Here is a 23,578-nt window from a genome sequence, read left to right on the forward strand (position 1 = left end):
CACCCGTCACCGGGTGCCCGCTTCATCACTTGGCACGAGCGGCAACGATGGCGTCAGCCACGTTCTTCGGAGCTTCAGCGTAGTGCTTGAATTCCATCGTGTAGGTGGCGCGACCTTGCGACATGGAGCGCAGGGTGGTCGAGTAACCGAACATCTCGGACAGTGGCACCTCGGCCTTGATGGCCTTGCCGCCACCGACCATGTCGTCCATGCCCTGGACCATGCCACGGCGTGAGGACAAGTCGCCCATCACGTTACCGGCGTAGTCTTCTGGGGTCTCGACTTCCACAGCCATCATGGGCTCCAGAATCACGGGGTTGGCTTTGCGGCAACCTTCTTTGAAACCAAAGATGGCGGCCATCTTGAAGGCCATTTCGTTCGAGTCCACGTCGTGGTACGAACCGAAGTGCAGGGTGACCTTGACGTCCACCACAGGGTAGCCCGCCAAAACGCCTTGACCCAAAGCTTCGATCACGCCTTTTTCCACCGCAGGGATGTATTCGCGAGGAACCACACCGCCCTTGATGGCGTCAACGAACTCAAAGCCCTTGCCTGGCTCCTGAGGTTCGACCTTCAGAACCACGTGGCCGTATTGGCCCTTACCACCGGACTGACGCACGAACTTGCCTTCGGCTTCTTCGACGGTCTTGCGGATAGTTTCGCGGTAAGCCACTTGCGGCTTGCCCACGTTGGCTTCCACACCGAATTCGCGCTTCATGCGGTCCACGATGATTTCCAGGTGCAATTCGCCCTGACCACCAATGATGGTCTGGCCGGATTCTTCGTCGGTTTGCACGCGGAAAGATGGATCTTCAGCGGCCAGACGCGACAGGGCGATGCCCATCTTTTCCTGGTCGGCTTTGGACTTGGGCTCCACCGCCTGGCGAATCACGGAGTCGGGGAACACCATGCGCTCGAGCGTGATCACAGAGTTGGGATCGCACAAGGTTTCGCCGGTGGTGACGTCTTTCAAGCCCACGCAAGCGGCGATGTCGCCCGCACGGATCTCGTCGACTTCTTCACGGTTGTTGGCGTGCATTTGCACGATACGGCCGATACGCTCTTTCTTGCCGCGCACCGCGTTGTACACGGTGTCGCCCTTTTTCAGGACGCCGGAATACACGCGCACGAAAGTCAGTTGACCCACAAACGGGTCGGTCATCAGCTTGAACGCCAACGCAGAGAACTTCTCTTCGTCGTCGGCCTTGCGGGTGACTTCTTTTTCTTCTTCGTCAAAACCCTTGATGGCTTTCACGTCCAGAGGCGATGGCAGGAAGTCGATCACGCCGTCCAACATGCGCTGCACGCCTTTGTTCTTGAAAGCGGTGCCGCAGAACATGGGCTGGATTTCGGAAGCCAAAGTGCGGATACGGATGCCGCGCTTGATTTCTTCTTCCGACAAGTCGCCTTCTTCCAGGTACTTGTTCATCATGTCTTCAGAGGCTTCAGCAGCCGCTTCGACCATCTTCTCGCGCCACTCTTTGGCGGTCTCGAGCAAGTTGGCAGGGATGTCTTCGAAGGTGAACTTCATGCCCTGGGAAGCTTCGTCCCAGATGATGGCCTTCATCTTGATCAGGTCGACCACGCCGGTGAAGTTGTCTTCCGCACCAATCGGGATCACGATCGGCACAGGGCTGGCTTTGAGGCGCAGCTTCATCTGCTCAACGACTTTGAAGAAGTTGGCACCCGTGCGGTCCATTTTGTTCACAAAGGCCAGACGTGGCACCCTGTATTTGTTGGCCTGACGCCACACGGTTTCGGACTGGGGCTGCACGCCGCCCACAGCGCAGTAGACCATGCAGGCACCGTCCAGCACGCGCATGGAACGCTCCACCTCGATGGTGAAGTCCACGTGGCCGGGGGTGTCGATGATGTTGAAGCGGTGCTCGGGGAAGGAGTTGTCCATGCCCTTCCAGAAGCAGGTGGTGGCCGCCGAGGTGATCGTGATGCCACGCTCTTGCTCTTGCTCCATCCAGTCCATGGTGGCAGCGCCGTCGTGCACTTCACCAATCTTGTGGTTCACGCCGGTATAAAAAAGGATACGCTCAGTCGTCGTGGTCTTGCCGGCGTCAATGTGAGCCGAAATACCAATGTTGCGATAGCGCTCGATGGGGGTAGTGCGAGCCATTTATTTCTCCAAAGATTAAGTACCAAAGCCCGCCACCCCAAATGGGGCCAGCGGGCTGGCTTCTGAACGTGTCGGGCTTCTGTGTGAAGCCCTTGTGCATCAGAAGCGGAAGTGCGAGAACGCCTTGTTGGCTTCGGCCATGCGGTGAACTTCGTCACGCTTTTTCATGGCGCCACCACGGCCTTCGTTGGCCTCGAGCAATTCGTTGGCCAAACGCAGGGCCATCGACTTTTCACCGCGCTTGCGAGCGGCTTCCTTGATCCAGCGCATCGACAGGGCCAGGCGACGAACAGGGCGCACTTCAACAGGCACCTGATAGTTCGCACCACCCACGCGGCGGGATTTCACTTCCACCATGGGCTTGACGTTGTTGATGGCGATGGAGAAGAGTTCCACAGGGTCTTTTCCTGTTTTCTTTTCCATGGTGTCCAGAGCACCATAAATGATGCGTTCTGCGACAGCTTTCTTGCCGCCTTCCATGATCACGTTCATGAACTTGGAGAGCTCGACATTGCCGAACTTGGGATCCGGCAGGATTTCACGTTTAGGGACTTCGCGACGACGTGGCATATTTCACCTCATATTGCTTCAGTTGGCATCTTTTCAGACACCGCGAGCGTTATTCAAAACAGCTCACTTACTCGACCCACCTGGACGATTCCGGGCTTCGGGTCACTTCGCTGGATCACCGCGCCACGCGGGAAACAGCACCGAAAAATTTCAACCCCAAAGGGCTTACTTGGCCTTTGGCTTCTTCGCACCGTACTTGGAGCGCGACTGCTTGCGGTCTTTCACGCCTTGCAAGTCGAGCGAACCGCGCACGATGTGGTAACGCACACCTGGCAAGTCCTTGACACGACCACCGCGCACCAGAACAACAGAGTGTTCCTGCAGGTTGTGGCCTTCACCGCCGATGTAGGAGATGACCTCAAAACCGTTGGTCAAGCGCACTTTGGCCACTTTACGCAGAGCGGAGTTAGGCTTTTTAGGCGTTGTGGTGTACACACGGGTGCAGACACCACGACGCTGTGGAGAGTTTTGCATCGCAGGGCTTTTGGACTTGATCGTTTCGACCTCGCGCCCCTGACGCACCAATTGATTGATGGTTGGCATTGTTTGTAACGTCCCTAAACGTTGGAATTGGACAAAAGAAACTTCTCCGCCCCAAAAGCGGAAAAGCCCGCCAGTATAACCGCCTGGCGCTCGGGTGGCAAGTTATCCACAATTTGGCCCAAAGAGACGGCCAGCGCTCACTTGATCCACAGACGCACCGCGTCCCAGGCGCGGCCCAGAACGCCGGCTTCCTCGACCGCCTCCAGCGCCACCAAGGGAACCTCCAACAAGGCCTGGTCCCCGCGCAACACCTTCAATGCGCCCACGGTCTGGCCCTTGCTGAAAGGTGCCACCAGCGGGTCCGGGCGGGACACCTGGGTTTTGATCTGGGCGGCAGAACCTGCGGGCACGGCCACCACCAGCGGCTGCAAAGACCCCAGTTTCAAGACCGGCGACTTGCCTTTCCACAAAGTCGGGCTGACGATGGCCTGACCGGCCTCGAAGAGTTTGACCGCATCGAAGGCGGTGTAACCCCAGTTGAGGAGCTTCTGGCTTTCGTTGGCCCGTGCGTTTTCACTGTCAGCCCCCAAAACGACCGACAACAGACGCCGTTGGCCAATGTTGGCGAATTCCCGCTTGGCCGTGGCCACCAAGCCATAACCGGCTGCGTTGGTATGCCCTGTTTTCAGGCCGTCCACGGTGGGGTCACGGAACAGCAGCAAATTGCGGTTGCTGTCGTTGGCTGCGGGGGTGCCTTCGTAGCGGTACTTCTTGATGGCGTAATAGGGCACGAATTCGGGGAAATCCCGCATCAAGCGGCTGGCCAGAAGGCCCAAGTCACGCGCCGTGGTGGTGTGGCCCGCCTCCGTCAGACCCTCCGGGTTGCGATAAGTGGTGTTCTTCATCCCCAGGACTTTGGCCTGGTCGTTCATCAGTTGCACAAAGCGCTCCACGCTGCCGCCCACCCCTTCGGCCAGGGCCACGGTGGCATCGTTGCCCGACTGGACCACCATGCCCTTGATCAGGTCTTCGACGGGCACCCGCATCTTGGGGTCAATGAACATGCGCGAACCCGGCATCTTCCAGGCCCGCTCCGACACGGGCAGGGTTTGCTTGAGGTCGATCTTGCGTGACTTCAGGGCATCGAACACCAGGTAAGCCGTCATCAATTTGGTCAGCGAGGCGGGCTCCACCGCCATGTCCGGGTCTTTGGCCGCCAGCACCTGGTTGGCGGTGACATCGATCAACAAATAAGCTTTGGCCGCCACCTCGGGAGGCTGGGGCATTTGCGCCTGAACGCTCCAAGTCAAGGCTGCCAGGAAAGCCAGGGCCAGGGTTTTCAATGAAGTTGTCATGCGGATCTTGATCGTCTGGGCGCACCCTGCTGCGGTGCACCGGGCATCAGGCGCGAAGGTGCCTGGCCACCAAATTTTTGAGCAGGGGCAGCTGTCCGTGAAAGAAATGCGCCACCCCGGGAATGACCGTGACCGGCAAGGACTGCGGCCTAGCCCAGTCCATCACACTGGCCAGAGGCACCGTATCGTCTTGTTCCCCATGGAGCAACAGGGTCGCCTCGTGCAGCTCGGGCGCGACCGGTGCCACCTCAAAGCGCGAAGCGGCTGTGCCCACCAGCACCAGCTTGTCCGGGGTGCGTTCGGGGCTCAGTGTCCGGGCCACATGGCTGGTCACAAAGGCCCCAAAGGAAAAACCCGCCAGCGCCAAAGGCCCCGAGGGTGCCACCTGTTCGATCACCGCGAGCATGTCTGCGGCTTCGCCGCGCCCCTCGTCGTACGTGCCCGCACTGGCCCCCACCCCCCGGAAGTTGAAGCGCACCGCCTGCCAGCCACACTGCACAAACGCACGGGCCAGCGTCTGCACCACCTTGTTTTGCATGGTGCCGCCAAACAAGGGGTGCGGGTGTGCGATGACGGCAGTCCCCCGGATCGCGTCTGGCGCAGGGGCGTCACGCAAAGCCTCGATGGCACCGGCAGGCCCTTGCAGCGTCAGGGATTGGGTGGCCGAATTCATCAGCGCCCCAGGTGCTCAGGCGTGACCAACCGCGTCACGACCTGGCCGTTCTGCAGATGCGACTCGACGATTTCGTCGATGTCGGCCTGGTCCACATAGGTGTACCAGACGCCTTCGGGATAGACCACAGCGACCGGGCCGCCAGCGCAGCGGTCCATGCAACCGGCCTTGTTGACCCGCACCTGCCCGGGCCCCGCCAAGCCCAGTGCCTTGACGCGTTGTTTGCAATGGTCAAAAGCGGCTTGCGCGCCCTGCTGGGCACAGCAAGCCTCGTTGTTTTTGCGCTCGTTGAGGCAAAAAAAGATGTGGCGCTTGAAATAAGGACTGGAATTTTCAATGGTCATGTCCGAATTCTAGGTCCGGACCTGATCACGTATCTCTCGTAAGGCCGGGCGACGACAAGCGCTGAATCAGGTACGCCAGCAGGGCATAAGGCCACAACCAACCCAGCCACTGGCTCAGGCCATGAAAACGGATGAACTGGCCCTGCTCCCAGGTTTGCAAGGTCAAGGCAAAGTAGGCGTCGGCCGAGGCGTTGTTGAGCAGGCTCAACTGCCACACCAAGGCCGCCAGCGCCAGCACCCAACACACCCGCACCGCACAAAACGACAGCGCCACCATGGCGACAATCGCCAGCACCAGGCCTGCCAGCACCTCGGTGCTGACCCAGCCCCACGCGTGGGCAGGGCCATAGGTGAGCGCCGCTGACAAAGCACTGGCCCCAAAACCCACACCCACCAACAACGCTGCCACCACCATGCGCTGCCCCCACAGGCGCAACACCCCGAAAGCCAACAGGCAGGGCAGCAGCAAGCCAATCGCCACACACAGGATTTCGCTCACGGGCAACAAGGGCTGCAGCTCCACCTCGCGCAGGGGCAGCCACTCCAGCCAAGGGGTGTCTTGCAGCACATGGGCCAGTGCGGTCTCCACACGCTCAAGCACCTGCCCCAAACCAAAGGTCACAGGTGCCGGGAATAACAAGGCCACAGGCCACACGGCCAACAAAGCCATGGCACCACTGGCGTCGGAGACAAACCAACGGTCACGAAAGCGGCTCCAGCGGTCCAGCAAGCCCACCCGCTCCAAAGCACTGGCCATGGCGGCCCCCAGAAATGCACCGGAGATGTTCAAGGCGGCGTCCACATTGGACGGGACCCGCACAGGCAAAAACATCTGCATGGACTCCATCGTCAAGGACAGCAGCGCTGCCGCGAGCGTGCTCATGGCAATGGCGGGCCAGCGGTCGCGGGTTCGGTGCACCGCCAGCGCCATCAAAAACCCGAAAGGCGCATAGCCGGCCACATTGGACAAGACATCAAAGCCTGTCCAATAGCGCGGCAAAGGGGCCGTCAAAAAGGCCCAGGGGGCGATGCCCTGGATGCGCCAGCCGTCAAAAGGATAAAGACTGGCATAAACGATCAGGACCGCATAGATCCAGACCAGGGGCCAGGCGGCCGTTCTGCGCGAAGGCGTGGTGCGCATGCCCGGCTCTTAAAACGGCTTGACCACCACCAAAATGACGGCCGCCAGCATCATCAGAACTGGCGCCTCATTGAACCAGCGAAACCAGACATGGCTGCGCTGCATCTGGCCGCTCTCGAACTTGCGCAGCAAGACACCGCAACTGTGGTGGTAACCGAGCAAGGCCAACACGATCAGCAGCTTGGCATGCATCCAGCCCTGCCCCGAACCCATGCCAATGCCGTAATACAGCCAAAGCCACAAGCCCAGCGCCAAGGCGGGGATGGCCAAAATGGTCATGAAGCGGTAGAGCTTGCGCGACATCAACAGCAAACGCGCGCGCTCTGCCACGGAGCCTGGCTCCACCATGGCCAGATTGACAAAAATCCTCGGCAGGTAGAACAGGCCGGCAAACCAGCTGGCGATGAAAACGATGTGAAGGGCTTTGATCCAGAGCATGGCTCAAGTGTAGTCAGTGATGGCCCATCACGACCTGGGGGCTCGCGCAGGCAAAAAAAAACCCCCGGCCAGGGGCCGAGGGTGGGAAGCCCTTTGGCGTTACCGCGTCAGGGCCCCGCTCAGGGAGGAAAAGCGGGAGGCAGCAAGCTGCCCAAGGCGAATTTATCAAATAACAAAACCATTAACAAGTTGAATTTCGGTTTTTATGTTGATTTTGCTGGTTGTCGCCTGCGCGCCATGACCAGACCCCTGGTGGCCAAGGCCGCTTTGGCTTGAGCGCGACTTCAGGCACAATTTTCAACATGAACCCTGTCGCTCCCTTCCCCGCCAACCGCCCACGCCGCTTGCGCCGTGATGAATTCACCCGCAATCTGGTGCGTGAGCACCGGGTCACAGCGCACGACCTGATCTACCCGGTGTTTGTGCTGGACGGCCAAAACCAGCGCCAGGCCGTGGGCTCCATGCCCGGCGTTGAGCGCTTGTCGCTCGACCTGCTGCTGCCCGTGGCCGAAGACTGCGTCAAGCTCGGCATCCCGGTCATGGCGCTGTTCCCGGTCATCGACGCCAGCCTGAAGGACCCCACGGGCAGCGAAGCCAAGAATCCAGACGGTCTGGTGCCCCGCGTGGTGCGCGAACTCAAAAAACGCTTCCCCGAGCTGGGCGTGATGACCGATGTGGCGCTCGACCCCTTCACCAGCCATGGCCAGGACGGCTTGCTCGACGAGACCGGCTACATCCTGAACGACGAAACCACAGCGGTGCTGGTGCAGCAGGCCCTGACGCAAGCAGAAGCCGGGGTGGACATGGTCGCGCCCAGCGACATGATGGACGGACGCATCGGCGCGATCCGCCAGGCGCTCGAAGCCCGCGGCCTGATCCACACCCGCATCATGGCCTACAGCGCCAAATACGCCAGCGCCTTCTATGGCCCCTTCCGCGACGCGGTGGGTTCGGCCGGCAACCTGGGCAAAAGCAACAAAAAGGTCTACCAGATGGACCCCGGCAACACCGACGAAGCCCTGCGCGAAGTCGCCATGGACCTGGCCGAAGGCGCGGACATGGTGATGGTCAAGCCCGGCATGCCGTACCTGGACATCGTGCGCCGCGTCAAAGACGAGTTCAAGGTGCCCACCTTCGCCTACCAGGTGTCGGGTGAATACGCCATGCTCAAGGCCGCTGCGCAAAACGGCTGGCTGGACCACGACCTGGTCATGATGGAAAGCCTGCTGGCCTTCAAACGCGCGGGCGCGGACGGCGTGCTGACCTACTTTGCCCGCGACGCCGCACGCTGGATCGCCGCCCATTGAAAGAGACCCCCCTCCACGCTGGCGCACCCGGTTTGCGGGTGTTCAGCATCGCGGGCAATCGGGTGCAAGCCTGGCCTTCACACAGCCCTGACAGCCCGCTGCCCGAGGCTTTGCCCGAACAAGGCTTTCTCTGGCTGGCCTTTTCACGCGAACACTTCGAGCGCCATGTGCCTGCCATCCAGACCTGCCTGCAGCAGTTGACGGGGCAAAGCCTGGTGGACCTGCATGTGTCGGACTTGCTCAACGGCCAACTGCCCTCGCGCTACGACTTCACTTCGCATTACGACCTGCTGGTGTTTCGCCGACTGGCACAGCAATCGGGCACCGCGCCCCGGCACAGGGAAGCCCAGGCCAAACATTCACCAATCAAGCGGCCCGGTCCACCCATCCTGCAGCGCATCGACACCAGCCCAGTGGGCTTTGCGGTGTTCGACAAGGTGCTGCTGAGCGTGCACCCCGACGACTGCGCCGTGCGAGAAGCCTACGCCAGCCGTCTTTTGAATGCGACAGGCGACAAGGCCCTGGCGCACGACCCCCGGTCTGCAGGCGCTCGAGGCATCCCAATGAGCCCAGCCGACATGATGCTGCGCATCGTCAGCCAGATGGTGGACGCGTACCTGGATTTAAGACGGGAACTGAGCCGCCAGCTGGACCACTGGCAGGCCGAACTGCTCCACCCCGGTGCACGCTTTCGCCGCTGGGACGCCTTGCTGCAAGCACGACTGGCGTTGCACCAACTCGAAGACCTGTGCGATGACCAGCACACGGCCATGCTCAATTGGAACGAAACCCTGGACGACTGGGTGGTCAACGAAGACCCGGCCGCCCTGCGCGAACACGAATTGCTGAAGGTGCGCTGCCGGGATGTGCTGGAGCACATTGACCGGGTGGTCCACCATGTGCGCCGCCTGGAGCACAACACCGAAACCGCGGTGCAAATGCACTTCAATGCCCAAGGCAACCGCACCAACGACATCATGCGGACCTTGACGGCACTGACCGCGATCTTCTTGCCACTGAACCTGATCGCAGCGGTGTTCGGCATGAACTTCGAGTTCATGCCCTGGCTGCACACCGCCAGCGCTTTTTGGTGGACGCTGGGCGGCATGGGGGCGATTGCCACCACCATGGGCTTGGTGTTCTGGCGCAAACGGTATCTGGCGCGCACGGGCGAGTAAGCGCCAAACACCACCAACCCTTCTCGTCACCCTCGACTTGATCGGGAGTCCATGCCTTCGCCCACCCTGGATACCCGCATGCGCGGGTATGACATCCCAAGTTCGTCACCCCCGACTCGATCGGTGGCCCATGCCTTCGCCCACTCTGGATACCCGCATTCGCGGGTATGACATCCCAAGTTCGTCACCCCCGACTTGATCGGGGGTCCATGACTTCGCCTACCCTGGATACCCGCGTGCGCGGATATGACCGCCCACAACCCATCAGCTCAGATGCTGCTTAAAAAAGGCCAGCGTGCGTTCCCGGGCCAATTGGGCCGAAGGGGCATGCCAGGAAGCGCGCTGGTCGCAGTTGAAGCCGTGGTGAGCGGCATAGGTGTGGACCGTCACTTCGGGGTGCGCCTTGCGGAAAGCCGCCACGGTGTCCATCGGAATCCAATGGTCTTCTTCGGCAAAATGCGCCAGCACCGGCACCTTGGGTTGGCGGGCGGTTTCGGCTTCAGTGGTCACGCCACCGCCGTAATAGGGCACCGCTGCGCTCAGGCCTTTCAAGGTGCAGGCCGCACGCCAGGTCAACAAGCCGCCCCAGCAGTAACCCACGATGCCCACCTTGCCACCCGACGCCTGCGCGGCATGGTCGATGGCCGCCTGGATGTCCTGCATCACGCCGGGCGCAGGCAAGGCCTCGGCCGCTGTTTTGTAGCCGAAGCCTTCGCCCATATCGGCTTCGGTGTAACCCAATTCCACACCCGGCTTGACGCGGTGAAAGGCTGCCGGAGCCACCGCCAGATAACCCTCGGCGGCATAGCCATCGGCCACAGCGCGGATGTGGCTGTTGACGCCAAAAATTTCCTGAATCACGACCACGGCACCCTGGGGTGCACCTGCAGGGCGGGCCTCATAAGCGGGCACGGCTTTGCCGTCAGCCGACTTCAGTTCGATCATCGATCCCATGTGTTTTCCTTTCAAGACAGAGGTCAGTTCAACGGGCCAGCGCACGCTCGACAAAATCGAGCCGGTCCTGGCCCCAGAAAATCTCGCCATCCACCACATAACTGGGCGCACCAAACACCCCCGCATCGATGGCCGCCTGGGTGTAGCTTTCGTAGCGCTCCTGCACCGCCTGGCTGCGGGAGGTGTCCATCAGCTGGTCTGGCAAGCCCTGCTCAGCCAGCAGCTCGGCCAGCACCTTGTCGTCGGCCATGTTGCGCTCCTGCGCCCAGCAAGCGGCCAAAATCGCGCCCGCGATCTTCATGGCGGCTTGCGGACCTTGAGCCAAATCGGCCGCAATGATCAGGCGCGCAGCATCGTCCCCACCGACCGGGAAATACCGGGGCTTCAGATTGAGAGGCAGATTCAGGTGCTGGCTGAAACGCTGCAACTCCACCAGGCGGTAAGCCTGCCGCTGTGGCGCACGCTGGCCCAGCGGCAAACCGCCCGAGATCGGGAAAACCTTGCCGCCCAGGTCGATCGGCATCACCCGCACGGAGGCCCCGGTGCGCTGCACGATGTCGGCCAGGCGCTGGTGGCCCAAATAAGCCCAGGGGCTTTGCGGGGCGAAGTAATAGTCCACTGTGCGACCCATGTGGTCTCCTTGTGTGTTGTGTAATCGTCAAGCGAAGCAGCGGTTTTAACCGCATCCATGAATTTTTGCAGGAGATACGCGATGAACAAGGTCTTGTTGGTGACGGGCGGCAGCCGGGGTATCGGGGCGGCCACGGCCCTGTTGGCGGCCCAAAACGGCTGGTCGGTGGCTGTGAACTACACCGCCAACTCGCTGGCGGCGGACGAAGTGGTGCGCCAAATCCGCGCCTCGGGGGGGCAAGCCATGGCGGTACAGGCCGACGTGGCCGACGAAGCGCAAGTGCTGCGCATGTTCGAGCACATTGACGCCAAACTCGGCCGCCTGCACGGCCTGGTCAACAACGCAGGTGTGGTCGATGTGGCCGCCCGTGTGGACCAGATGAGCGTGGCCCGTTGGAAGCGCATGTTCGACATCAACGTGATCGGCAGCCTGATCTGCGCCCGCGAAGCCGTGCGCCGCATGAGCACCAAGCACGGCGGCGAAGGCGGCAGCATCGTCAACGTGTCGAGCGCCGCCGCCCGCCTGGGCGCGCCCGGCCAGTACGTGGACTACGCCGCCGCCAAAGGTGCGATCGACGCTTTCACCATCGGGCTGTCCAAAGAAGTGGCCGCCGAGGGCATCCGCGTCAACGCGGTGCGCCCAGGCCTGATCGAAACCGAGATCCACGCCTCGGGCGGTCTGCCCAACCGCGTGAAAGACCTGCAGCACCTGGTGCCCGCCCAGCGCGGCGGCACTGCCGAAGAAGTGGCCGAAGGCATTGTCTGGCTGCTGTCGGACAAGGCCAGTTACACCACCATGAGCTTTATGGACATCTCGGGAGGCCGTTGATGGCAGAGATCAAATACTTCTGGGAAGACATGGCTGTGGGCCAGGTGCGCGATCTGGGCACCATCACGCCCACCCGCGAAGAGATCATCGCCTTCGCCACCCAGTTTGACCCGCAGCCCTTTCACCTGAACGACGAAGCGGCCAAGGCCTCGGTGTTTGGTGCCCTGTCGGCCAGCGGCTGGCACACCTGCGCCATGGCCATGCGGCTCATGGTGACCAACTTTTTGCACGAAACCTCCAGCCTCGGCTCGCCAGGTCTCGAAGGCATCAAGTGGCTCAAACCGGTCTACCCGGGCGACACCCTGCGCCTGCAAAGCACCGTGCTGGAGACCAAGCCCATGGGCAAACGCCCGGACGTGGGCATGACGCGCAACCTGTGGGAAATGTTCAACCAGAACGGCGACAAGGTGCTGCACATGGAAGGCTGGGGCATGTTCCGCCGCCGCTCGCCAGCTGCTGCCGACTGAAGCGGTCACGACCCCTGTGGGAGCGAGCCCCTGCTCGCGAATGTGTGCAATGGCACGACGCGCATTCGGCCGCAGGGGCGAACTCCCACTGAAACGTGCCACCGCGACCTCCATGGTTTAGCCAGTTGCGCCAAGGCACAATGGGGCGATGGACTTCAAACCGCTCATCACCCTGCTGGCCATCGTCAACCCGCTGGCCATCGTCCCGTTTTTCATCCACTACACCCAGGGCTTCAGCCGCGCCCAACGCAAAAGAACGATTTGGGTGTCGTCCTTTTCTGCCTTTGTGGTGATCGCAGCCAGCGCTTTGCTGGGTCTGCAGATTTTGGAGTTCTTCGGCATTTCGCTGGCCAGCTTCCAGGTCGGCGGTGGCATGTTGCTGCTAACTGCGGCCTTGTCGATGCTGAACGCGCAACCGGCCGAATCGCGCGCCAATGCCGACGAAGTGCACGACGCCGAAGCCAAAGCCGCCGTGGGCGCCAGCATTGCCGTGGTGCCCCTGACCATCCCGCTGCTGACGGGTCCGGCGACCATGTCCACCGTGGTGATTTATGCCGAAAAAGCCAAAAACTTCGCCCAACTGGGCACCCTGGTCGGCTATGGCGTGGTCATTGCTCTGGCCACGGCGCTGTGCTTTTCACTGGCCACCCCGATTGCCCGCATCCTGGGCAAAACCGGCATCAACGTCATGACCCGCCTCATGGGTCTGATCCTGGCCGCGCTGGCGGTCGAGGTGATGGCCGACGGGCTGCACAAGCTGTTTCCGGTGCTGGCACGCGGCCTTTGACCGGTCAAGGCGCGGTGACATAGCGCCACACAGCCCAAGCCACCGCGGACCACACCGACAAGACCAGCACCATGCCTGCCCAGCTGACGGGCTTGGCTTGGCGCTCGGCCATCCAGCCGTCGGCCTGCTGGCGACAGTCCAGCGCGATGTGCTCCGGCAAATACCGCACCACCAGCCAGATCAACACGGGCAACAAAATCACATCGTCCAGATAGCCCAGCACCGGAATGAAATCGGGCACCAGATCAATCGGGCTGAGCGCATAAGCCACCACGAAAAAAGCCAGACCTTTGAGCCACCACGGCGTGCGCGGGTCACGGCAGGCAAACCACAACATCAGGCCATCGCGCTGGATGCGGCGCGCCCAGGTCCGGACAGCAGACAAGGTGTTTTTCAGCGATGGCATGTCAAACCTCTGCAAAGCCCTGCGCCAGCCCTTGGCGCAAATGCGCCACCAGCGCCGCCACCGCCCGAGGTACATGTGGTGCATAGGGTCGGATGGCGTAAATGGTTTCAGCAAAGGCCCCCACGGGTTTCCAGTCGGCCAGCACCCGCACCAGCTTGCCCTGGCGCAGGGCAGTCTGCGCGCTGAAATCGGGCATGAGGGCGATGCCTGCGCCGGTCAGGGCGGCTTCGCGCAGGGCTTCGCTGTTGTTGGCGGCAAAGTTGCCCGACACGGGCACGGTGATGCGCTCGCCAGCGATAGACAGCTGGCGTGGCTCAAACGTCCAGGCCGGGGTGTCTTGCGAGCGGGGGTAGTGCAGGCAGTTGTGGGCCTGCAGCTCGGCAGGGGTCTGCGGCTCGCCGTGTTTGCGCAAGTAGGCGCGGGTGGCCACCAGCACCGATTCGGTGGCGCACAGCGCCCAGGCCACATGGGTGTCGGGCGGGCGGGCGGTGTGGCGGATGGCCAGGTCGTAGCCTTCGGTGGCCAAGGTGCTCAGGCGGTCGGACAGGTCCAGCTCGATCCGCACATCCGGGAAGTCTTTCAGAAATTCGGCCAGCAGCGGCACCAGCTGTTGGCGCGCCAGCGCCACGGGGGCGGTGACCCGAACCAGGCCGCCAGGCTGCTCGGCCAGGTCACGCACCTGGGCAAAGCTTTGCTCGATCTGCTCGAACGCGGCGCGGGTGTCATCCACCAGCCTTTGGCCCGCCTCGGTCAGGCGCAAGCTGCGGGTGGTGCGCTGCACCAGGGTGACTTTGGCGGCGCGCTCCAATTCGGCGATGCGCTGGCTCATGGCCGCCTTGCTGACCCCCAACCGAGCCGCAGCGGCGGTATAACTGCCTTGCTGGGCCAGCACGCTCAGCCAGTGCAAGTGCGTCCAGAGGGTGGTGATTTTTTGGTCTTCCATCGTTGTATTGTTCACTATTTTGAACAATCAATTCAACTTTCAGGCATTGCGGCGGGTGGCGGGGGTGCCTAAACTGAGTCCGTTGCAGGCAATCACTCGCACCCAGGTGCGCTCCCACATCCCACACGAAAGCCCCACATGAGCATTTCCCCCATCGGCCATTACATCAACGGTCAGGTCGCCGCAGGCACTTCGGGCCGCAGCCAACCTGTGACCAACCCCGCTACAGGTGCCGTGACCGGCAACGTGGCCTTGGCCAACAGCGCTGAAGTCGCCAAGGCGGTGGCCGCAGCACAAGCCGCTTTCCCGGCCTGGGCCGACACGCCGCCCCTGCGCCGCGCCCGCGTGATGTTCAAGTTCCTCGAACTGCTGAACACCCACAAAGACGAGTTGGCCCACATGATCACCGCCGAGCACGGCAAGGTGTTCACCGACGCCCAAGGCGAAGTGAGTCGCGGCATCGACATCGTCGAATTCGCCACCGGCATCCCGCAGCTGCTCAAGGGTGACTACACCGAGCAAGTCTCCACCGGCATCGACAACTGGACGATGCGCCAGCCCCTGGGCGTGGTCGCGGGCATCACGCCCTTCAACTTCCCCGTCATGGTGCCCATGTGGATGTTCCCGGTCGCCATTGCAGCGGGCAACACTTTCATCTTGAAGCCCAGCCCGACCGACCCGACCCCGTCGCTCTTCATCGCCGACCTGCTGAAAAAAGCCGGTCTTCCCGACGGCGTGTTCAACGTGGTGCAAGGTGACAAGGAAGCCGTGGACGCGCTGCTGGAGCACCCCGACGTGAAAGCCATCAGCTTCGTCGGCTCCACACCGATCGCCAACTACATCTACGAGACCGGCGCCCGCCACGGCAAGCGCGTGCAGGCCCTGGGCGGCGCAAAGAACCACTTGGTCGTCATGCCCGACGCCGACATCGACCAGACCGTGGACGCGCTGATCGGCGCAGGCTACGGCTCGGCAGGCGAGCGCTGCATGGCGATTTCGGTGGCCGTGCTGGTGGGCGATGTGGCCGACAAAATCATCCCCAAGCTGGTCGAGCGCACCAAAGCGCTGCAAGTGCTCAACGGCGAAAATCTGGCCGCCGAAATGGGCCCCATCGTGACCGACGCGGCCCGTCAGCGCATCAAGGGTTACATCGACGCAGGCGTGGCCGAAGGCGCCAAGCTCTTGGTCGACGGCCGCGAATTTGACGGCGCAAAGGCCGGTGCCGGTTGCGAGCAAGGTTTCTGGATGGGCGGCACGCTGTTCGACCACGTGACCACCGACATGAAGATCTACAAAGAAGAAATCTTTGGCCCGGTCTTGAGCTGCGTGCGCGTGCCCGACTTCGCCACCGCGGTGCAGATCATCAACGACCACGAATTCGGCAACGGCGTGAGCTGCTTCACCCGCGACGGCAACGTGGCCCGCGAGTTTTCGCGTCGCATCCAGGTGGGCATGGTCGGCATCAACGTGCCAATCCCGGTGCCCATGGCCTGGCACGGCTTTGGCGGCTGGAAGCGTTCGCTGTTTGGCGACATGCACGCCTATGGCGAAGAGGGTGTGCGTTTTTACACCAAGCAAAAGTCCATCATGCAGCGCTGGCCTGAGTCGATTGGCAAGGGTGCGGAATTTGTGATGCCTACTGCCAAGTAATCATCACCTCTTGCAAGTGTGAATGGCCTCGTTGCGCTTCTGCGTGGCGAGGCCATTTCTTTGGCTTCTTGCCTAGCGGGTCTAGAGAAGTGTTCAGCGCTCACGAAAGTGAGCGTGCGTGCCGAGCTGTTGCGGTGGTGAGCTGCTCGAGGGACTCGTTTCGACCCATTGCAGCCGGTCACATCTTTTAAGACGTTGACTTGTTTGTAGCGGTTGCTGCCGGTCGTGTCCCGCAGTCATTTGTGGGCTTTCTGCCAGTAGCGGTCGGTCGATCTTTAACCATCAGGCTCGGCAGCCGGTCAGTTCGGTCATAGGCCAATGACCGCTACCACACATCCTATCCAGTGCTGACGGATAGGATCCATTGATGCATGGGCCAATTTGCACAACAGGCTATGACGCCCAATGAACAGGGAGCCCTGCACATTTTCGATGCAGCGACGTTTTCTTACTGAACTAGCTGGATGTCAGTGACGATCATCTTGCCACCTTCATTGATCACCATAAACTTAATTTTTTCGCCTGGCTTGATGTTGGTCAATAAACTCTTATCTTTAGCAGTAAATACCATTGTCATTCCCGGCATATCCATATGTTTGATTTCGCCGTGTTTGATCGTGACCTTGCCAGTTTCGAGATCAATTTTCTTGACCTCTCCGTCGGTTAAAGACGGCGTCATTTGAGACATGTTCATCTTGCTGTGATCCATGACAGCTTGGGAAAAACTGCTTAAGGGAAGAGCCGCACCAATGGTCAATAGTGCAATTGCAATTTTCGTTTGAATATTTTTCATATTTTCCTCATGAGTAAGAGTTAAAAACTTTTGATGATCCGTCTTTTTGGATTAGCAAGACTTGATACGCGTCACGCCTTGCGCCGTAGACAGGACCGTCCATTCCAGGAGATCCGATAGGCATCCCCGGAACGGCAAGACCTAACGCTTGTGGTTTTTCTTTGAGTAAACGTTGAATGTCTTCGGCTGGCACATGCCCCTCAATCACATATCCACCGACCAGAGCTGTATGACATGAAGCGAACTTTTGAGGCATACCCAGTCGAGCCCGCGCTGCGTTATTACCTTGACCGTTTACTTTCAAAGAAAAATTATTCTTTTCTAAATGAATAATCCAGTCTTTGCAACAGCCACAGTTAGGGTCTTTCCAGACTTGTATAGCTATAGCGTTTGGGCTGGCTGCAATAGCAATTGAGGACGAGCACATTGAAGCTATTCCCAACAATAGCAACCGCCTCGTTGAATTTTTTGAACTGTTTTTGTCAGTCATTTCAGCAGCCCTATCCTGTAATGAAATTACTTCTTGCCAACCTTGATCGCGCCCTTCATCCCAGCTTCGTAGTGGCCTGGCATCAAGCAGGCAAAATTTACGGTTCCAGTCTTCGTGAATTGCCAAACAATTTCGCCTTGCTGTCCTGGAGATAGTGTCACTTTGCCAGGTTCGTCATGTTCCATATCTGGGAATTTTTTCATCTGCTCCAGATGCTCGAGCAATTCCTTCTGGGTGCCCAGACTCAATTCGTGCTTGACCTTTCCTTGATTCTTGACAACAAAGCGGACCGTCTCTCCTTGCTTGACCTGAATAGATGAGGGTGTGTAACGCATGTTATCCGTCATATCGACATTGATGGTCTGCGTTACCTTGGAGGCAACACCTGGTTTGCCAATTGCGGTTTCCTCGTCAGCATGGCCATGCCCACCGGCGTGCTTTCCAGCCGCAAAAGCCGACGCTGACAGGGTCAGAGCAACCAAAACAAAGATTTGGCGAGAAGTGATGTACTTGGGTTTCATTCGTTAACTCCGGAAAAAAATTCAGTGATTGCTATGTGATGAGGGCTTGCGCACCTTGACTTCGGTCGTCTTGGCGGGCATCTGGGCGCGAGGCATGGACTGCCCACCCTCCGCCTTGAAGCGCGCTGGTTCAGTCAACGGCCCGGTGTACTCATGGGCTACCGTGCCTTCGGGATGCTTGTACCAACCCGGGTCCTTGTAGTCCCCCGGCTTTTGATTACGGCGGACCTTCAGAACGCTGAACATGCCACCCATTTCGACCGATCCGAAGGGGCCTTGGCCAGTCATCATCGCAGCGGTGTTGTCAGGGATGGGCATTTCCATCTCAGTCATGTCGGCCATACCACGCTCACCCATGACCATGTAGTCTGGAATCAGGTTATTGATCTTCTTGGCGATGCCACGGTGATCCACACCAATCAATGTCGGAACGTTATGGCCCATGGCGTTCATGGTGTGATGGCTTTTGTGACAGTGGAAGGCCCAGTCCCCTTCCTCATCTGCCAGAAACTCGATCTGTCGCATCTGACCGACGGCCACATCGGTCGTCACTTCATGCCAGCGGGTGCTCTTGGGTGTCGGGCCACCGTCCGTACCAGTGACGAGGAACTCATGGCCGTGCAAATGTATGGGGTGGTTCGTCATCGTCAGATTGCCAATGCGAATACGCACCTTGTCGTTCAGGCGAACATTGAGGCTGTCAATGCCTGGAAATATCCGGCTATTCCAGCTCCACAGGTTGAAGTCCAGCATTGTCATGATCTTGGGGGTGTAGCTGCCCGGATCGATGTCATAGGCGTTGAGTAGGAAGCAGAAGTCTCGCTGGACCTCATCAATCAGATCATTCTTGACCTTAGGATGGGTCACCCAAAAGCCCATCATGCCCATGGCCATCTGTGTCATCTCATCAGCATGCGGGTGGTACATGAAGGTGCCAGGCCGGCGCGCGACGAACTCGTAAACAAACGTCTTGCCGGAGGGAATAGCCGGCTGGTTCAGTCCGGCCACACCGTCCATGCCGTTGGGCAGGCGCTGCCCGTGCCAGTGAATGGAGGTATGCTCTGGCAGCTTGTTGGTCACGAAGATCCGCACGCGATCGCCCTCGACCACTTCAATCGTGGGCCCCGGGCTCTGGCCGTTGTAGCCCCAGAGATGGGCTTTAAAGCCAGGGGCCATTTCCCGCACTACTGGTTCGGCGACCAGGTGAAATTCCTTGACGCCTTGATTCATGCGCCATGGCAAAGTCCATCCATTCAGCGTCACCACCGGGTTGTAGGCGCGTCCGCTGTTGGGGACAAGCGGCGCCATGGTGTTAGGGCTGGTCTGTATTACAGGCTCAGGCAGAGCGGCCATCGCCACGCGGCTGACCGCGCTGGCGGCCACGGCACCACCAGCAATCCCGGCGTACTTGAAAAAGTCTCTTCTGGAAGTCATCGTTGTATCTTTCATTCAATGAGGCGCAGCGCCACCGGCTGGCGCACTGGGCATGGCTGCCAGCGGAGTGTTCATCGGTCGCCCGACCAGTGAGGCTTGTAGCGCGGCATCCGCTAGCCAAAACTGCTGCTCGGCTCCGATCGCAGCCATGACCGTAGAGACCTGATCACGTGAGTCCGCCAGCAACTCGAAGATGCCGATGATCATTCCGTTGTAGCGCAGTTGGTTCTCTTCTGAGATCACCTTACGAAGCGGTATCACCTCGTCCCGGTTGTGCCGTGCAATGTCATAAGCCGTGCGATAGGAGGAGTAGCTTTCTCGCAAGCTTGAACCCGCCGAGCGGACGGTCGCCTCAAGCTGATTGGCTGCGGCCAAGGTGCGTGCGTTCATGGCATCGCGCTGCATGCCCCCCCAATCAAAGATGGGCAGGCGTACCGCGATTTCATACCCTCGCGCTACGCTGCGCTCACCCGCCACGCTGTTCGTGCTGGTGTTGCGCATGGCCCTCAGTTCAATGTCGGTGACGCTGGTGACCATGTTCAAACCCTGGGCTCTGGCGGAAGCATCCAGTGTGCTTTGGGCAAGACGGATGTCGAGGCGGTTACGCGTAGCAAACGTCGCAACGCCCTGCGGATCGAGCGCCTGTTTGGGTAGTTCAGGCAAGCGGTCCGGCAGTTTGAGCATCTGGGCCTGTTGGGCATCCAGACCGAGTACGCGTACGAACTCTTCGCGGGCAGCAGTTACTTGGTGAGTTGCTGTTGCCAATCGGGTCCCTGCGTCCGCATAGAAGGCCTGCTCACGAGCCCGTGTGAGGCGATTGAAGTTGCCTATGGCCTGCATCCTGCGAGCCAGTTCGGCACTCGCTGCAGCGCTTTCATACACCTGCTTGGCATACTGAAGCGTCTGTTGGGCAGCCACGGCGCGGACCCATGCCTGGCGCACGCGGGTGACCTGGTCGACCACATCACTCGACAGTCGCAGATGGGCCACTTCGATGCGACGGTTGGCGATTCCCTGGCGACTAGGGAGGGTCAGAATATCGAGCAGACCAAAGGAAAGCGCACGGTTTAACTCCAGCGCATCACCGGCCACCATGCGTTCCAGGGAGAAGACCGGGTTTGCAATCCTGCCCACTTGTGCCGCATCTGCGGACTCCGCCCAACCTTGAGCCAGCAACGCCTGGAGCGATGGGCTGTTGACGAGCGCCAGCTGGACCGCCTCGCGCTGACCCAGAATGTTTTGAAGCAGCTTCTGGGCCGCCTGCGCACGCTGTTCGCGCTCATCGGCAGTCCGCGCGAGAGAAATCTGCCCTTCGGCAAAACTCTTGGCCTCCTCGTTCACCCGGGCAACGTTTTGTTCGAGGCTAACAGTGGCGCAACCGGCAAGCGTGGCCAAGGCGATCGCGGATAGCGCCAGTTTCCCTAGCGAGGTGCTTGGGATGCGCTTCATGGCTTGACTCCCCCATGATGACCAGATTGCGTATCAGGCACGTCAGAGGCGTCCTTCAGGGCCTCACCTGTCGCGACCTCCTTGGCATAGCTGCGCCAGCCTCCAATACGACCTACCAAGTCGTTGGCTTTGACCCATGACTGAATGGCCTGGTCGTTATAGGGGCGGAAGTCACTAAGTGCAGACTTGTACTCAACTTCCACCACCGAAAGATTTTTCACGGGCTCGCTGGTGGCTTGGGCCGCGGCTACACCAGCTAACATGGCACAACTCAGGGCGAGACATGTCTGTGCGAATAATAGTGAACGTCTGACGAGCATGGTTTCCTCAATGTGATCGGTAACATAGATAGGGGGAATTATTAAAATACCAAGTCGTCAGCACGATGTCGAAAAGATTACATATTTGTCATCTTGCCATCGCAACAAATGGAAGTCGTCATACTCAGGTCTGCCATAGAGGGTCAGTTGCCAATGAAAATTTTGATTGTGGAAGATGAGCCCAAGACCGGGGCATATCTGCGCCAGGGACTGATCGAGGCCGGTTTCGTTGTGGACTTGGCCAGAAATGGGCCCGACGGCCTTCACCTAGCTCTTGGCGGTAACTACGATCTCGCGATCCTGGATGTGATGATGCCGGGCATGAACGGTTGGGAGGTCCTGCAGGCGATACGTCATGAAGGCCTACAAGTGCCAGCCATGTTTCTCACCGCCCGCGATCAGGTGGAAGATCGCGTGAAGGGGCTTGAATTAGGCGCCGACGATTACCTCGTCAAGCCGTTTTCCTTTGCCGAGCTCTTGGCCCGAGTTCGCACCATTGTGCGCCGCGGTCGTAGTGGCACCGAATCCACGATCTTGCAGGTGGCAGACCTCCAACTTGATCTGCTACGCCGCCGCGTCACCCGAGACGGCAAGCGCCTTAATCTCACCGCCAAGGAGTTTGGATTGCTAGAACTGCTGATGCGTAGGCAGGGAGAAGTCCTGCCCAGGTCGCTGATCGCCTCTCAGGTTTGGGACATGAACTTCGACAGCGACACTAACGTCATCGAGGTGGCCATGAGGCGTCTGCGCGTCAAGATCGATGATGATCACCAGTTCAAGCTGATCCAAACTGTACGCGGCATGGGCTACGTGCTCGAAGCGCCGGAGGGTCGCTAGATGTTTCGCAGGCTGTCACTGACATCCCGCCTCACCATCTTTTTTATAGCGCTGGCCAGTTCGGTCATCCTGGGCTTGGCGCTTCTTTTCATGGTAGAGGCTGATAGGCACTTCGTCGACCTCGATAGCGCCGCCTTGGATGATAAAAAGCACCTGATCGAGGGCATTCTGGCCAGTTCTCGATCCCATGAAGAAGCTCGCAGTCGCCTGAACGAAGCATTGAGCCATCACCACGGCCTTTACGCTCTGGTCAAAGGACCGCAGGGTGAAAAGTTGTACCAGACCAACGGATACAGCGGCCAGACTACGCAAGCATCATTCAGCACGAATGACGACGGCCACGGGCTTCAGTCTTGGAGGAGTGGCGGTCGCGAGTTCCATGAGATGAGCTTTACTGCTGGCATGGTTCAGGGAATGGCCGGGCCGCTCCAAATATCACTCGCCGTCGATACGCAGCACCACCAAGAATTCATGAGGGAGCTCTGGCGCAGCATTGCGATCTATGCTGTGCTGGCCATTCTTCTAAGCGGATTCTTGGCTTGGTTCGCGGCTCATCAAGGCATGTCTCCGCTGCGCGCAATGAAACGTCGCGCCGCTGCAGTGACAGGCCAACAGTTGCAAGAGCGCATGCCCGAGGATGCCGTCCCGATTGAAATGGCAGATTTGGCAAGGGAACTCAATGAGATGTTGGGTCGCCTGCAGAACGACTTCAAACAGCTTGCTGATTTTGCGGCGGATTTGGCACATGAACTTCGCACACCCATCAGCAATCTCCTCACCCAAACACAGGTGACGCTGTCCACCCAACGCGACCTTAAGACATACCAAGATACGCTGGCGTCCAACGCAGAGGAATTGCAGCGTTTGGCTCGGGTGGTATCAGACATGCTATTCCTCGCCAAGACAGAGCGGGGGGTAGACCTGCCCCATAAGGAGTCCTTCTCGGCAGCACAAGGAGCTCGCGAACTCGTTGAATTTTATGAAGCCGTTGCGGACGAAAAACGCATCTTGATGAGCGTGGAAGGTGATGGGCGAATCTATGGCGATCGTTTGATGTTCAGACGTGCCTTGAGCAACCTCCTATCCAATGCGCTCAGGCATGCACCAGTCGGCGGTGTCGTGGGCGTCAGAATCGAAAGTTCGTCGCGTGGAATTGAAGTCACTGTCAAAAACACGGGCAAGGAGATTCCATTGGATGTCCAGCAGAGAGTCTTCGAGCGCTTCTATCGCGCAGACTCAGCACGCAGGCACCCAGCTTCTGACGGGGCAGGCTTGGGGCTGTCGATTACCAAAGCCATCGTCGAGGCCCATGGCGGGGCGATCTCGGTTACTTCAGACCAGGAGTGGACTCGATTCAGGCTTGTTTTTCCAGGGCTTCAAGCAAGGATGAGGCAAGCGACTGAACTACTTAGTCGGCCCTGAATAACGCCTTTTGCGTGAACAAGAGAGGG

26 protein-coding genes are annotated in these 23,578 nt (G+C 59.8%); 8 read left to right on the plus strand and 18 right to left on the minus strand.

Translation table 11 applies throughout. The features are described 5' to 3' along the window. Positions 1-25 precede the first annotated feature (25 nt). From fusA to ACZ5RT_RS14310, 8 genes are all read right to left on the minus strand, one after another. A complete protein-coding gene (gene fusA, locus ACZ5RT_RS14275; protein ID WP_464452901.1) occupies positions 26-2,128 on the minus strand; it encodes an elongation factor G in 2,103 nt (700 codons plus the stop codon). 99 nt (positions 2,129-2,227) lie between these two features. After that, positions 2,228-2,698, minus strand: coding sequence for a 30S ribosomal protein S7 (gene rpsG / locus ACZ5RT_RS14280; protein ID WP_053172830.1), 471 nt, complete (start codon positions 2,696-2,698; stop codon positions 2,228-2,230). 165 nt (positions 2,699-2,863) lie between these two features. Further along, positions 2,864-3,241, minus strand: coding sequence for a 30S ribosomal protein S12 (gene rpsL, locus ACZ5RT_RS14285; RefSeq protein WP_011466063.1), 378 nt, complete (start codon positions 3,239-3,241; stop codon positions 2,864-2,866). Positions 3,242-3,378: 137 nt separating this feature from the next. Next, positions 3,379-4,536 (minus strand): D-alanyl-D-alanine carboxypeptidase family protein, encoded by a 1,158-nt coding sequence (locus ACZ5RT_RS14290; protein ID WP_464452902.1) that lies wholly within the window; start codon positions 4,534-4,536, stop codon positions 3,379-3,381. A gap of 46 nt (positions 4,537-4,582) precedes the next feature. Then, positions 4,583-5,209, minus strand: coding sequence for an alpha/beta hydrolase (locus ACZ5RT_RS14295; RefSeq protein ID WP_422172149.1), 627 nt, complete (start codon positions 5,207-5,209; stop codon positions 4,583-4,585). Continuing rightward, positions 5,209-5,553, minus strand: a complete 345-nt coding sequence (locus ACZ5RT_RS14300; protein WP_416559769.1) for a (2Fe-2S) ferredoxin domain-containing protein — start codon at positions 5,551-5,553, stop codon at positions 5,209-5,211. The genes ACZ5RT_RS14295 and ACZ5RT_RS14300 overlap by 1 nt, the downstream gene beginning before the upstream one ends. A 25-nt stretch (positions 5,554-5,578) precedes the next feature. Next, complete coding sequence (locus ACZ5RT_RS14305; protein WP_464452903.1) at positions 5,579-6,694, minus strand: VanZ family protein; 1,116 nt, start codon at positions 6,692-6,694, stop codon at positions 5,579-5,581. Between the two features lie 9 nt (positions 6,695-6,703). Further along, entirely contained in the window at positions 6,704-7,132 is a 429-nt protein-coding gene (locus ACZ5RT_RS14310; protein ID WP_291926733.1) for a CopD family protein, read from the minus strand. A gap of 302 nt (positions 7,133-7,434) precedes the next feature. Between ACZ5RT_RS14310 and hemB the strand changes: the two genes are divergently transcribed. Then, positions 7,435-8,439, plus strand: coding sequence for a porphobilinogen synthase (gene hemB / locus ACZ5RT_RS14315; protein WP_108428027.1), 1,005 nt, complete (start codon positions 7,435-7,437; stop codon positions 8,437-8,439). Between the two features lie 32 nt (positions 8,440-8,471). Further along, positions 8,472-9,617: a magnesium transporter CorA family protein gene (locus ACZ5RT_RS14320; RefSeq protein WP_464454222.1), complete on the plus strand. Its 1,146-nt coding sequence runs from the start codon at positions 8,472-8,474 to the stop codon at positions 9,615-9,617. A gap of 264 nt (positions 9,618-9,881) precedes the next feature. Here ACZ5RT_RS14320 and ACZ5RT_RS14325 read toward each other — a convergent pair whose 3' ends face one another. Next, positions 9,882-10,571: a dienelactone hydrolase family protein gene (locus ACZ5RT_RS14325; protein ID WP_464452904.1), complete on the minus strand. Its 690-nt coding sequence runs from the start codon at positions 10,569-10,571 to the stop codon at positions 9,882-9,884. A gap of 28 nt (positions 10,572-10,599) precedes the next feature. Continuing rightward, positions 10,600-11,202 (minus strand): DsbA family protein, encoded by a 603-nt coding sequence (locus ACZ5RT_RS14330; RefSeq protein ID WP_464452905.1) that lies wholly within the window; start codon positions 11,200-11,202, stop codon positions 10,600-10,602. 81 nt (positions 11,203-11,283) lie between these two features. On the opposite strand from ACZ5RT_RS14330, the gene ACZ5RT_RS14335 reads away from it, so the two are divergent. The 3 genes from ACZ5RT_RS14335 to ACZ5RT_RS14345 all read left to right on the plus strand — a co-directional run bounded on the left by ACZ5RT_RS14335 (position 11,284) and on the right by ACZ5RT_RS14345 (position 13,284). After that, a complete protein-coding gene (locus ACZ5RT_RS14335; protein ID WP_291926743.1) occupies positions 11,284-12,030 on the plus strand; it encodes an SDR family oxidoreductase in 747 nt (248 codons plus the stop codon). Next, positions 12,030-12,497, plus strand: a complete 468-nt coding sequence (locus tag ACZ5RT_RS14340) for a MaoC family dehydratase (protein WP_291926745.1) — start codon at positions 12,030-12,032, stop codon at positions 12,495-12,497. Before ACZ5RT_RS14335 ends, ACZ5RT_RS14340 begins: the two co-directional genes overlap by 1 nt. Positions 12,498-12,645: 148 nt before the next feature. After that, positions 12,646-13,284 carry a MarC family protein gene (locus ACZ5RT_RS14345; protein WP_108427922.1) on the plus strand — a complete coding sequence of 213 codons (639 nt, stop codon included), beginning with the start codon at positions 12,646-12,648 and terminating at the stop codon, positions 13,282-13,284. A gap of 4 nt (positions 13,285-13,288) precedes the next feature. On the opposite strand, the gene ACZ5RT_RS14350 is transcribed toward ACZ5RT_RS14345, so the two are convergent. Continuing rightward, positions 13,289-13,690, minus strand: coding sequence for a YkvA family protein (locus ACZ5RT_RS14350; RefSeq protein WP_291926749.1), 402 nt, complete (start codon positions 13,688-13,690; stop codon positions 13,289-13,291). Between the two features lies 1 nt (position 13,691). Beyond that, positions 13,692-14,633 (minus strand): LysR family transcriptional regulator, encoded by a 942-nt coding sequence (locus ACZ5RT_RS14355; protein ID WP_291926751.1) that lies wholly within the window; start codon positions 14,631-14,633, stop codon positions 13,692-13,694. Positions 14,634-14,771: 138 nt separating this feature from the next. Between ACZ5RT_RS14355 and ACZ5RT_RS14360 the strand changes: the two genes are divergently transcribed. After that, a complete protein-coding gene (locus ACZ5RT_RS14360) occupies positions 14,772-16,283 on the plus strand; it encodes a CoA-acylating methylmalonate-semialdehyde dehydrogenase (protein WP_464452906.1) in 1,512 nt (503 codons plus the stop codon). A gap of 448 nt (positions 16,284-16,731) precedes the next feature. On the opposite strand, the gene ACZ5RT_RS14365 is transcribed toward ACZ5RT_RS14360, so the two are convergent. From ACZ5RT_RS14365 to ACZ5RT_RS14390, 6 genes are read right to left on the minus strand one after another with little or no spacing between them, the layout of a single operon-like run. Beyond that, positions 16,732-17,076: a copper-binding protein gene (locus tag ACZ5RT_RS14365; RefSeq protein WP_464452907.1), complete on the minus strand. Its 345-nt coding sequence runs from the start codon at positions 17,074-17,076 to the stop codon at positions 16,732-16,734. A gap of 7 nt (positions 17,077-17,083) precedes the next feature. Further along, positions 17,084-17,566, minus strand: coding sequence for a DUF411 domain-containing protein (locus ACZ5RT_RS14370; protein WP_464452908.1), 483 nt, complete (start codon positions 17,564-17,566; stop codon positions 17,084-17,086). A 26-nt stretch (positions 17,567-17,592) separates the two neighbouring features. Continuing rightward, positions 17,593-18,087 (minus strand): cupredoxin domain-containing protein, encoded by a 495-nt coding sequence (locus ACZ5RT_RS14375; protein ID WP_100117898.1) that lies wholly within the window; start codon positions 18,085-18,087, stop codon positions 17,593-17,595. A gap of 21 nt (positions 18,088-18,108) precedes the next feature. Next, positions 18,109-19,521: a multicopper oxidase family protein gene (locus ACZ5RT_RS14380; RefSeq protein WP_089958022.1), complete on the minus strand. Its 1,413-nt coding sequence runs from the start codon at positions 19,519-19,521 to the stop codon at positions 18,109-18,111. A 15-nt stretch (positions 19,522-19,536) separates the two neighbouring features. Then, entirely contained in the window at positions 19,537-20,970 is a 1,434-nt protein-coding gene (locus ACZ5RT_RS14385) for a TolC family protein (protein ID WP_464452909.1), read from the minus strand. Beyond that, positions 20,967-21,233, minus strand: a complete 267-nt coding sequence (locus ACZ5RT_RS14390; protein WP_228769235.1) for a hypothetical protein — start codon at positions 21,231-21,233, stop codon at positions 20,967-20,969. The genes ACZ5RT_RS14385 and ACZ5RT_RS14390 overlap by 4 nt, the downstream gene beginning before the upstream one ends. A gap of 210 nt (positions 21,234-21,443) precedes the next feature. On the opposite strand from ACZ5RT_RS14390, the gene ACZ5RT_RS14395 reads away from it, so the two are divergent. Beyond that, the gene (locus ACZ5RT_RS14395) at positions 21,444-22,127 is read left to right on the plus strand and encodes a heavy metal response regulator transcription factor (protein WP_089958025.1); all 684 of its coding nucleotides are present in this window, start codon (positions 21,444-21,446) and stop codon (positions 22,125-22,127) included. Then, complete coding sequence (locus tag ACZ5RT_RS14400) at positions 22,128-23,549, plus strand: heavy metal sensor histidine kinase (RefSeq protein ID WP_464452910.1); 1,422 nt, start codon at positions 22,128-22,130, stop codon at positions 23,547-23,549. Positions 23,550-23,578 lie beyond the last annotated feature (29 nt).

The sequence above is a fragment of the Limnohabitans sp. TEGF003 genome, from assembly GCF_055395455.1.

Bases quoted from the DNA above. Each gene is read 5' to 3' on its own strand.
- ACZ5RT_RS14400 (WP_464452910.1), top strand. From the start codon at position 22,128: ATGTTTCGCAGGCTGTCACTGACATCCCGCCTCACCATCTTTTTTATA.
- ACZ5RT_RS14385 (WP_464452909.1), bottom strand. From the start codon at position 20,970: ATGAAGCGCATCCCAAGCACCTCGCTAGGGAAACTGGCGCTATCCGCG.
- ACZ5RT_RS14330 (WP_464452905.1), bottom strand. From the start codon at position 11,202: ATGGGTCGCACAGTGGACTATTACTTCGCCCCGCAAAGCCCCTGGGCT.
- ACZ5RT_RS14295 (WP_422172149.1), bottom strand. From the start codon at position 5,209: ATGAATTCGGCCACCCAATCCCTGACGCTGCAAGGGCCTGCCGGTGCC.
- ACZ5RT_RS14355 (WP_291926751.1), bottom strand. From the start codon at position 14,633: ATGGAAGACCAAAAAATCACCACCCTCTGGACGCACTTGCACTGGCTG.
- hemB (WP_108428027.1), top strand. From the start codon at position 7,435: ATGAACCCTGTCGCTCCCTTCCCCGCCAACCGCCCACGCCGCTTGCGC.
- ACZ5RT_RS14365 (WP_464452907.1), bottom strand. From the start codon at position 17,076: ATGAAAAATATTCAAACGAAAATTGCAATTGCACTATTGACCATTGGT.
- ACZ5RT_RS14395 (WP_089958025.1), top strand. From the start codon at position 21,444: ATGAAAATTTTGATTGTGGAAGATGAGCCCAAGACCGGGGCATATCTG.
- ACZ5RT_RS14360 (WP_464452906.1), top strand. From the start codon at position 14,772: ATGAGCATTTCCCCCATCGGCCATTACATCAACGGTCAGGTCGCCGCA.
- ACZ5RT_RS14375 (WP_100117898.1), bottom strand. From the start codon at position 18,087: ATGAAACCCAAGTACATCACTTCTCGCCAAATCTTTGTTTTGGTTGCT.
- fusA (WP_464452901.1), bottom strand. From the start codon at position 2,128: ATGGCTCGCACTACCCCCATCGAGCGCTATCGCAACATTGGTATTTCG.
- ACZ5RT_RS14350 (WP_291926749.1), bottom strand. From the start codon at position 13,690: ATGCCATCGCTGAAAAACACCTTGTCTGCTGTCCGGACCTGGGCGCGC.
- rpsL (WP_011466063.1), bottom strand. From the start codon at position 3,241: ATGCCAACCATCAATCAATTGGTGCGTCAGGGGCGCGAGGTCGAAACG.
- ACZ5RT_RS14325 (WP_464452904.1), bottom strand. From the start codon at position 10,571: ATGGGATCGATGATCGAACTGAAGTCGGCTGACGGCAAAGCCGTGCCC.
- ACZ5RT_RS14345 (WP_108427922.1), top strand. From the start codon at position 12,646: ATGGACTTCAAACCGCTCATCACCCTGCTGGCCATCGTCAACCCGCTG.
- ACZ5RT_RS14390 (WP_228769235.1), bottom strand. From the start codon at position 21,233: ATGTTAGCTGGTGTAGCCGCGGCCCAAGCCACCAGCGAGCCCGTGAAA.
- rpsG (WP_053172830.1), bottom strand. From the start codon at position 2,698: ATGCCACGTCGTCGCGAAGTCCCTAAACGTGAAATCCTGCCGGATCCC.
- ACZ5RT_RS14335 (WP_291926743.1), top strand. From the start codon at position 11,284: ATGAACAAGGTCTTGTTGGTGACGGGCGGCAGCCGGGGTATCGGGGCG.
- ACZ5RT_RS14300 (WP_416559769.1), bottom strand. From the start codon at position 5,553: ATGACCATTGAAAATTCCAGTCCTTATTTCAAGCGCCACATCTTTTTT.
- ACZ5RT_RS14290 (WP_464452902.1), bottom strand. From the start codon at position 4,536: ATGACAACTTCATTGAAAACCCTGGCCCTGGCTTTCCTGGCAGCCTTG.
- ACZ5RT_RS14380 (WP_089958022.1), bottom strand. From the start codon at position 19,521: ATGACTTCCAGAAGAGACTTTTTCAAGTACGCCGGGATTGCTGGTGGT.
- ACZ5RT_RS14340 (WP_291926745.1), top strand. From the start codon at position 12,030: ATGGCAGAGATCAAATACTTCTGGGAAGACATGGCTGTGGGCCAGGTG.
- ACZ5RT_RS14370 (WP_464452908.1), bottom strand. From the start codon at position 17,566: ATGACTGACAAAAACAGTTCAAAAAATTCAACGAGGCGGTTGCTATTG.
- ACZ5RT_RS14305 (WP_464452903.1), bottom strand. From the start codon at position 6,694: ATGCGCACCACGCCTTCGCGCAGAACGGCCGCCTGGCCCCTGGTCTGG.
- ACZ5RT_RS14310 (WP_291926733.1), bottom strand. From the start codon at position 7,132: ATGCTCTGGATCAAAGCCCTTCACATCGTTTTCATCGCCAGCTGGTTT.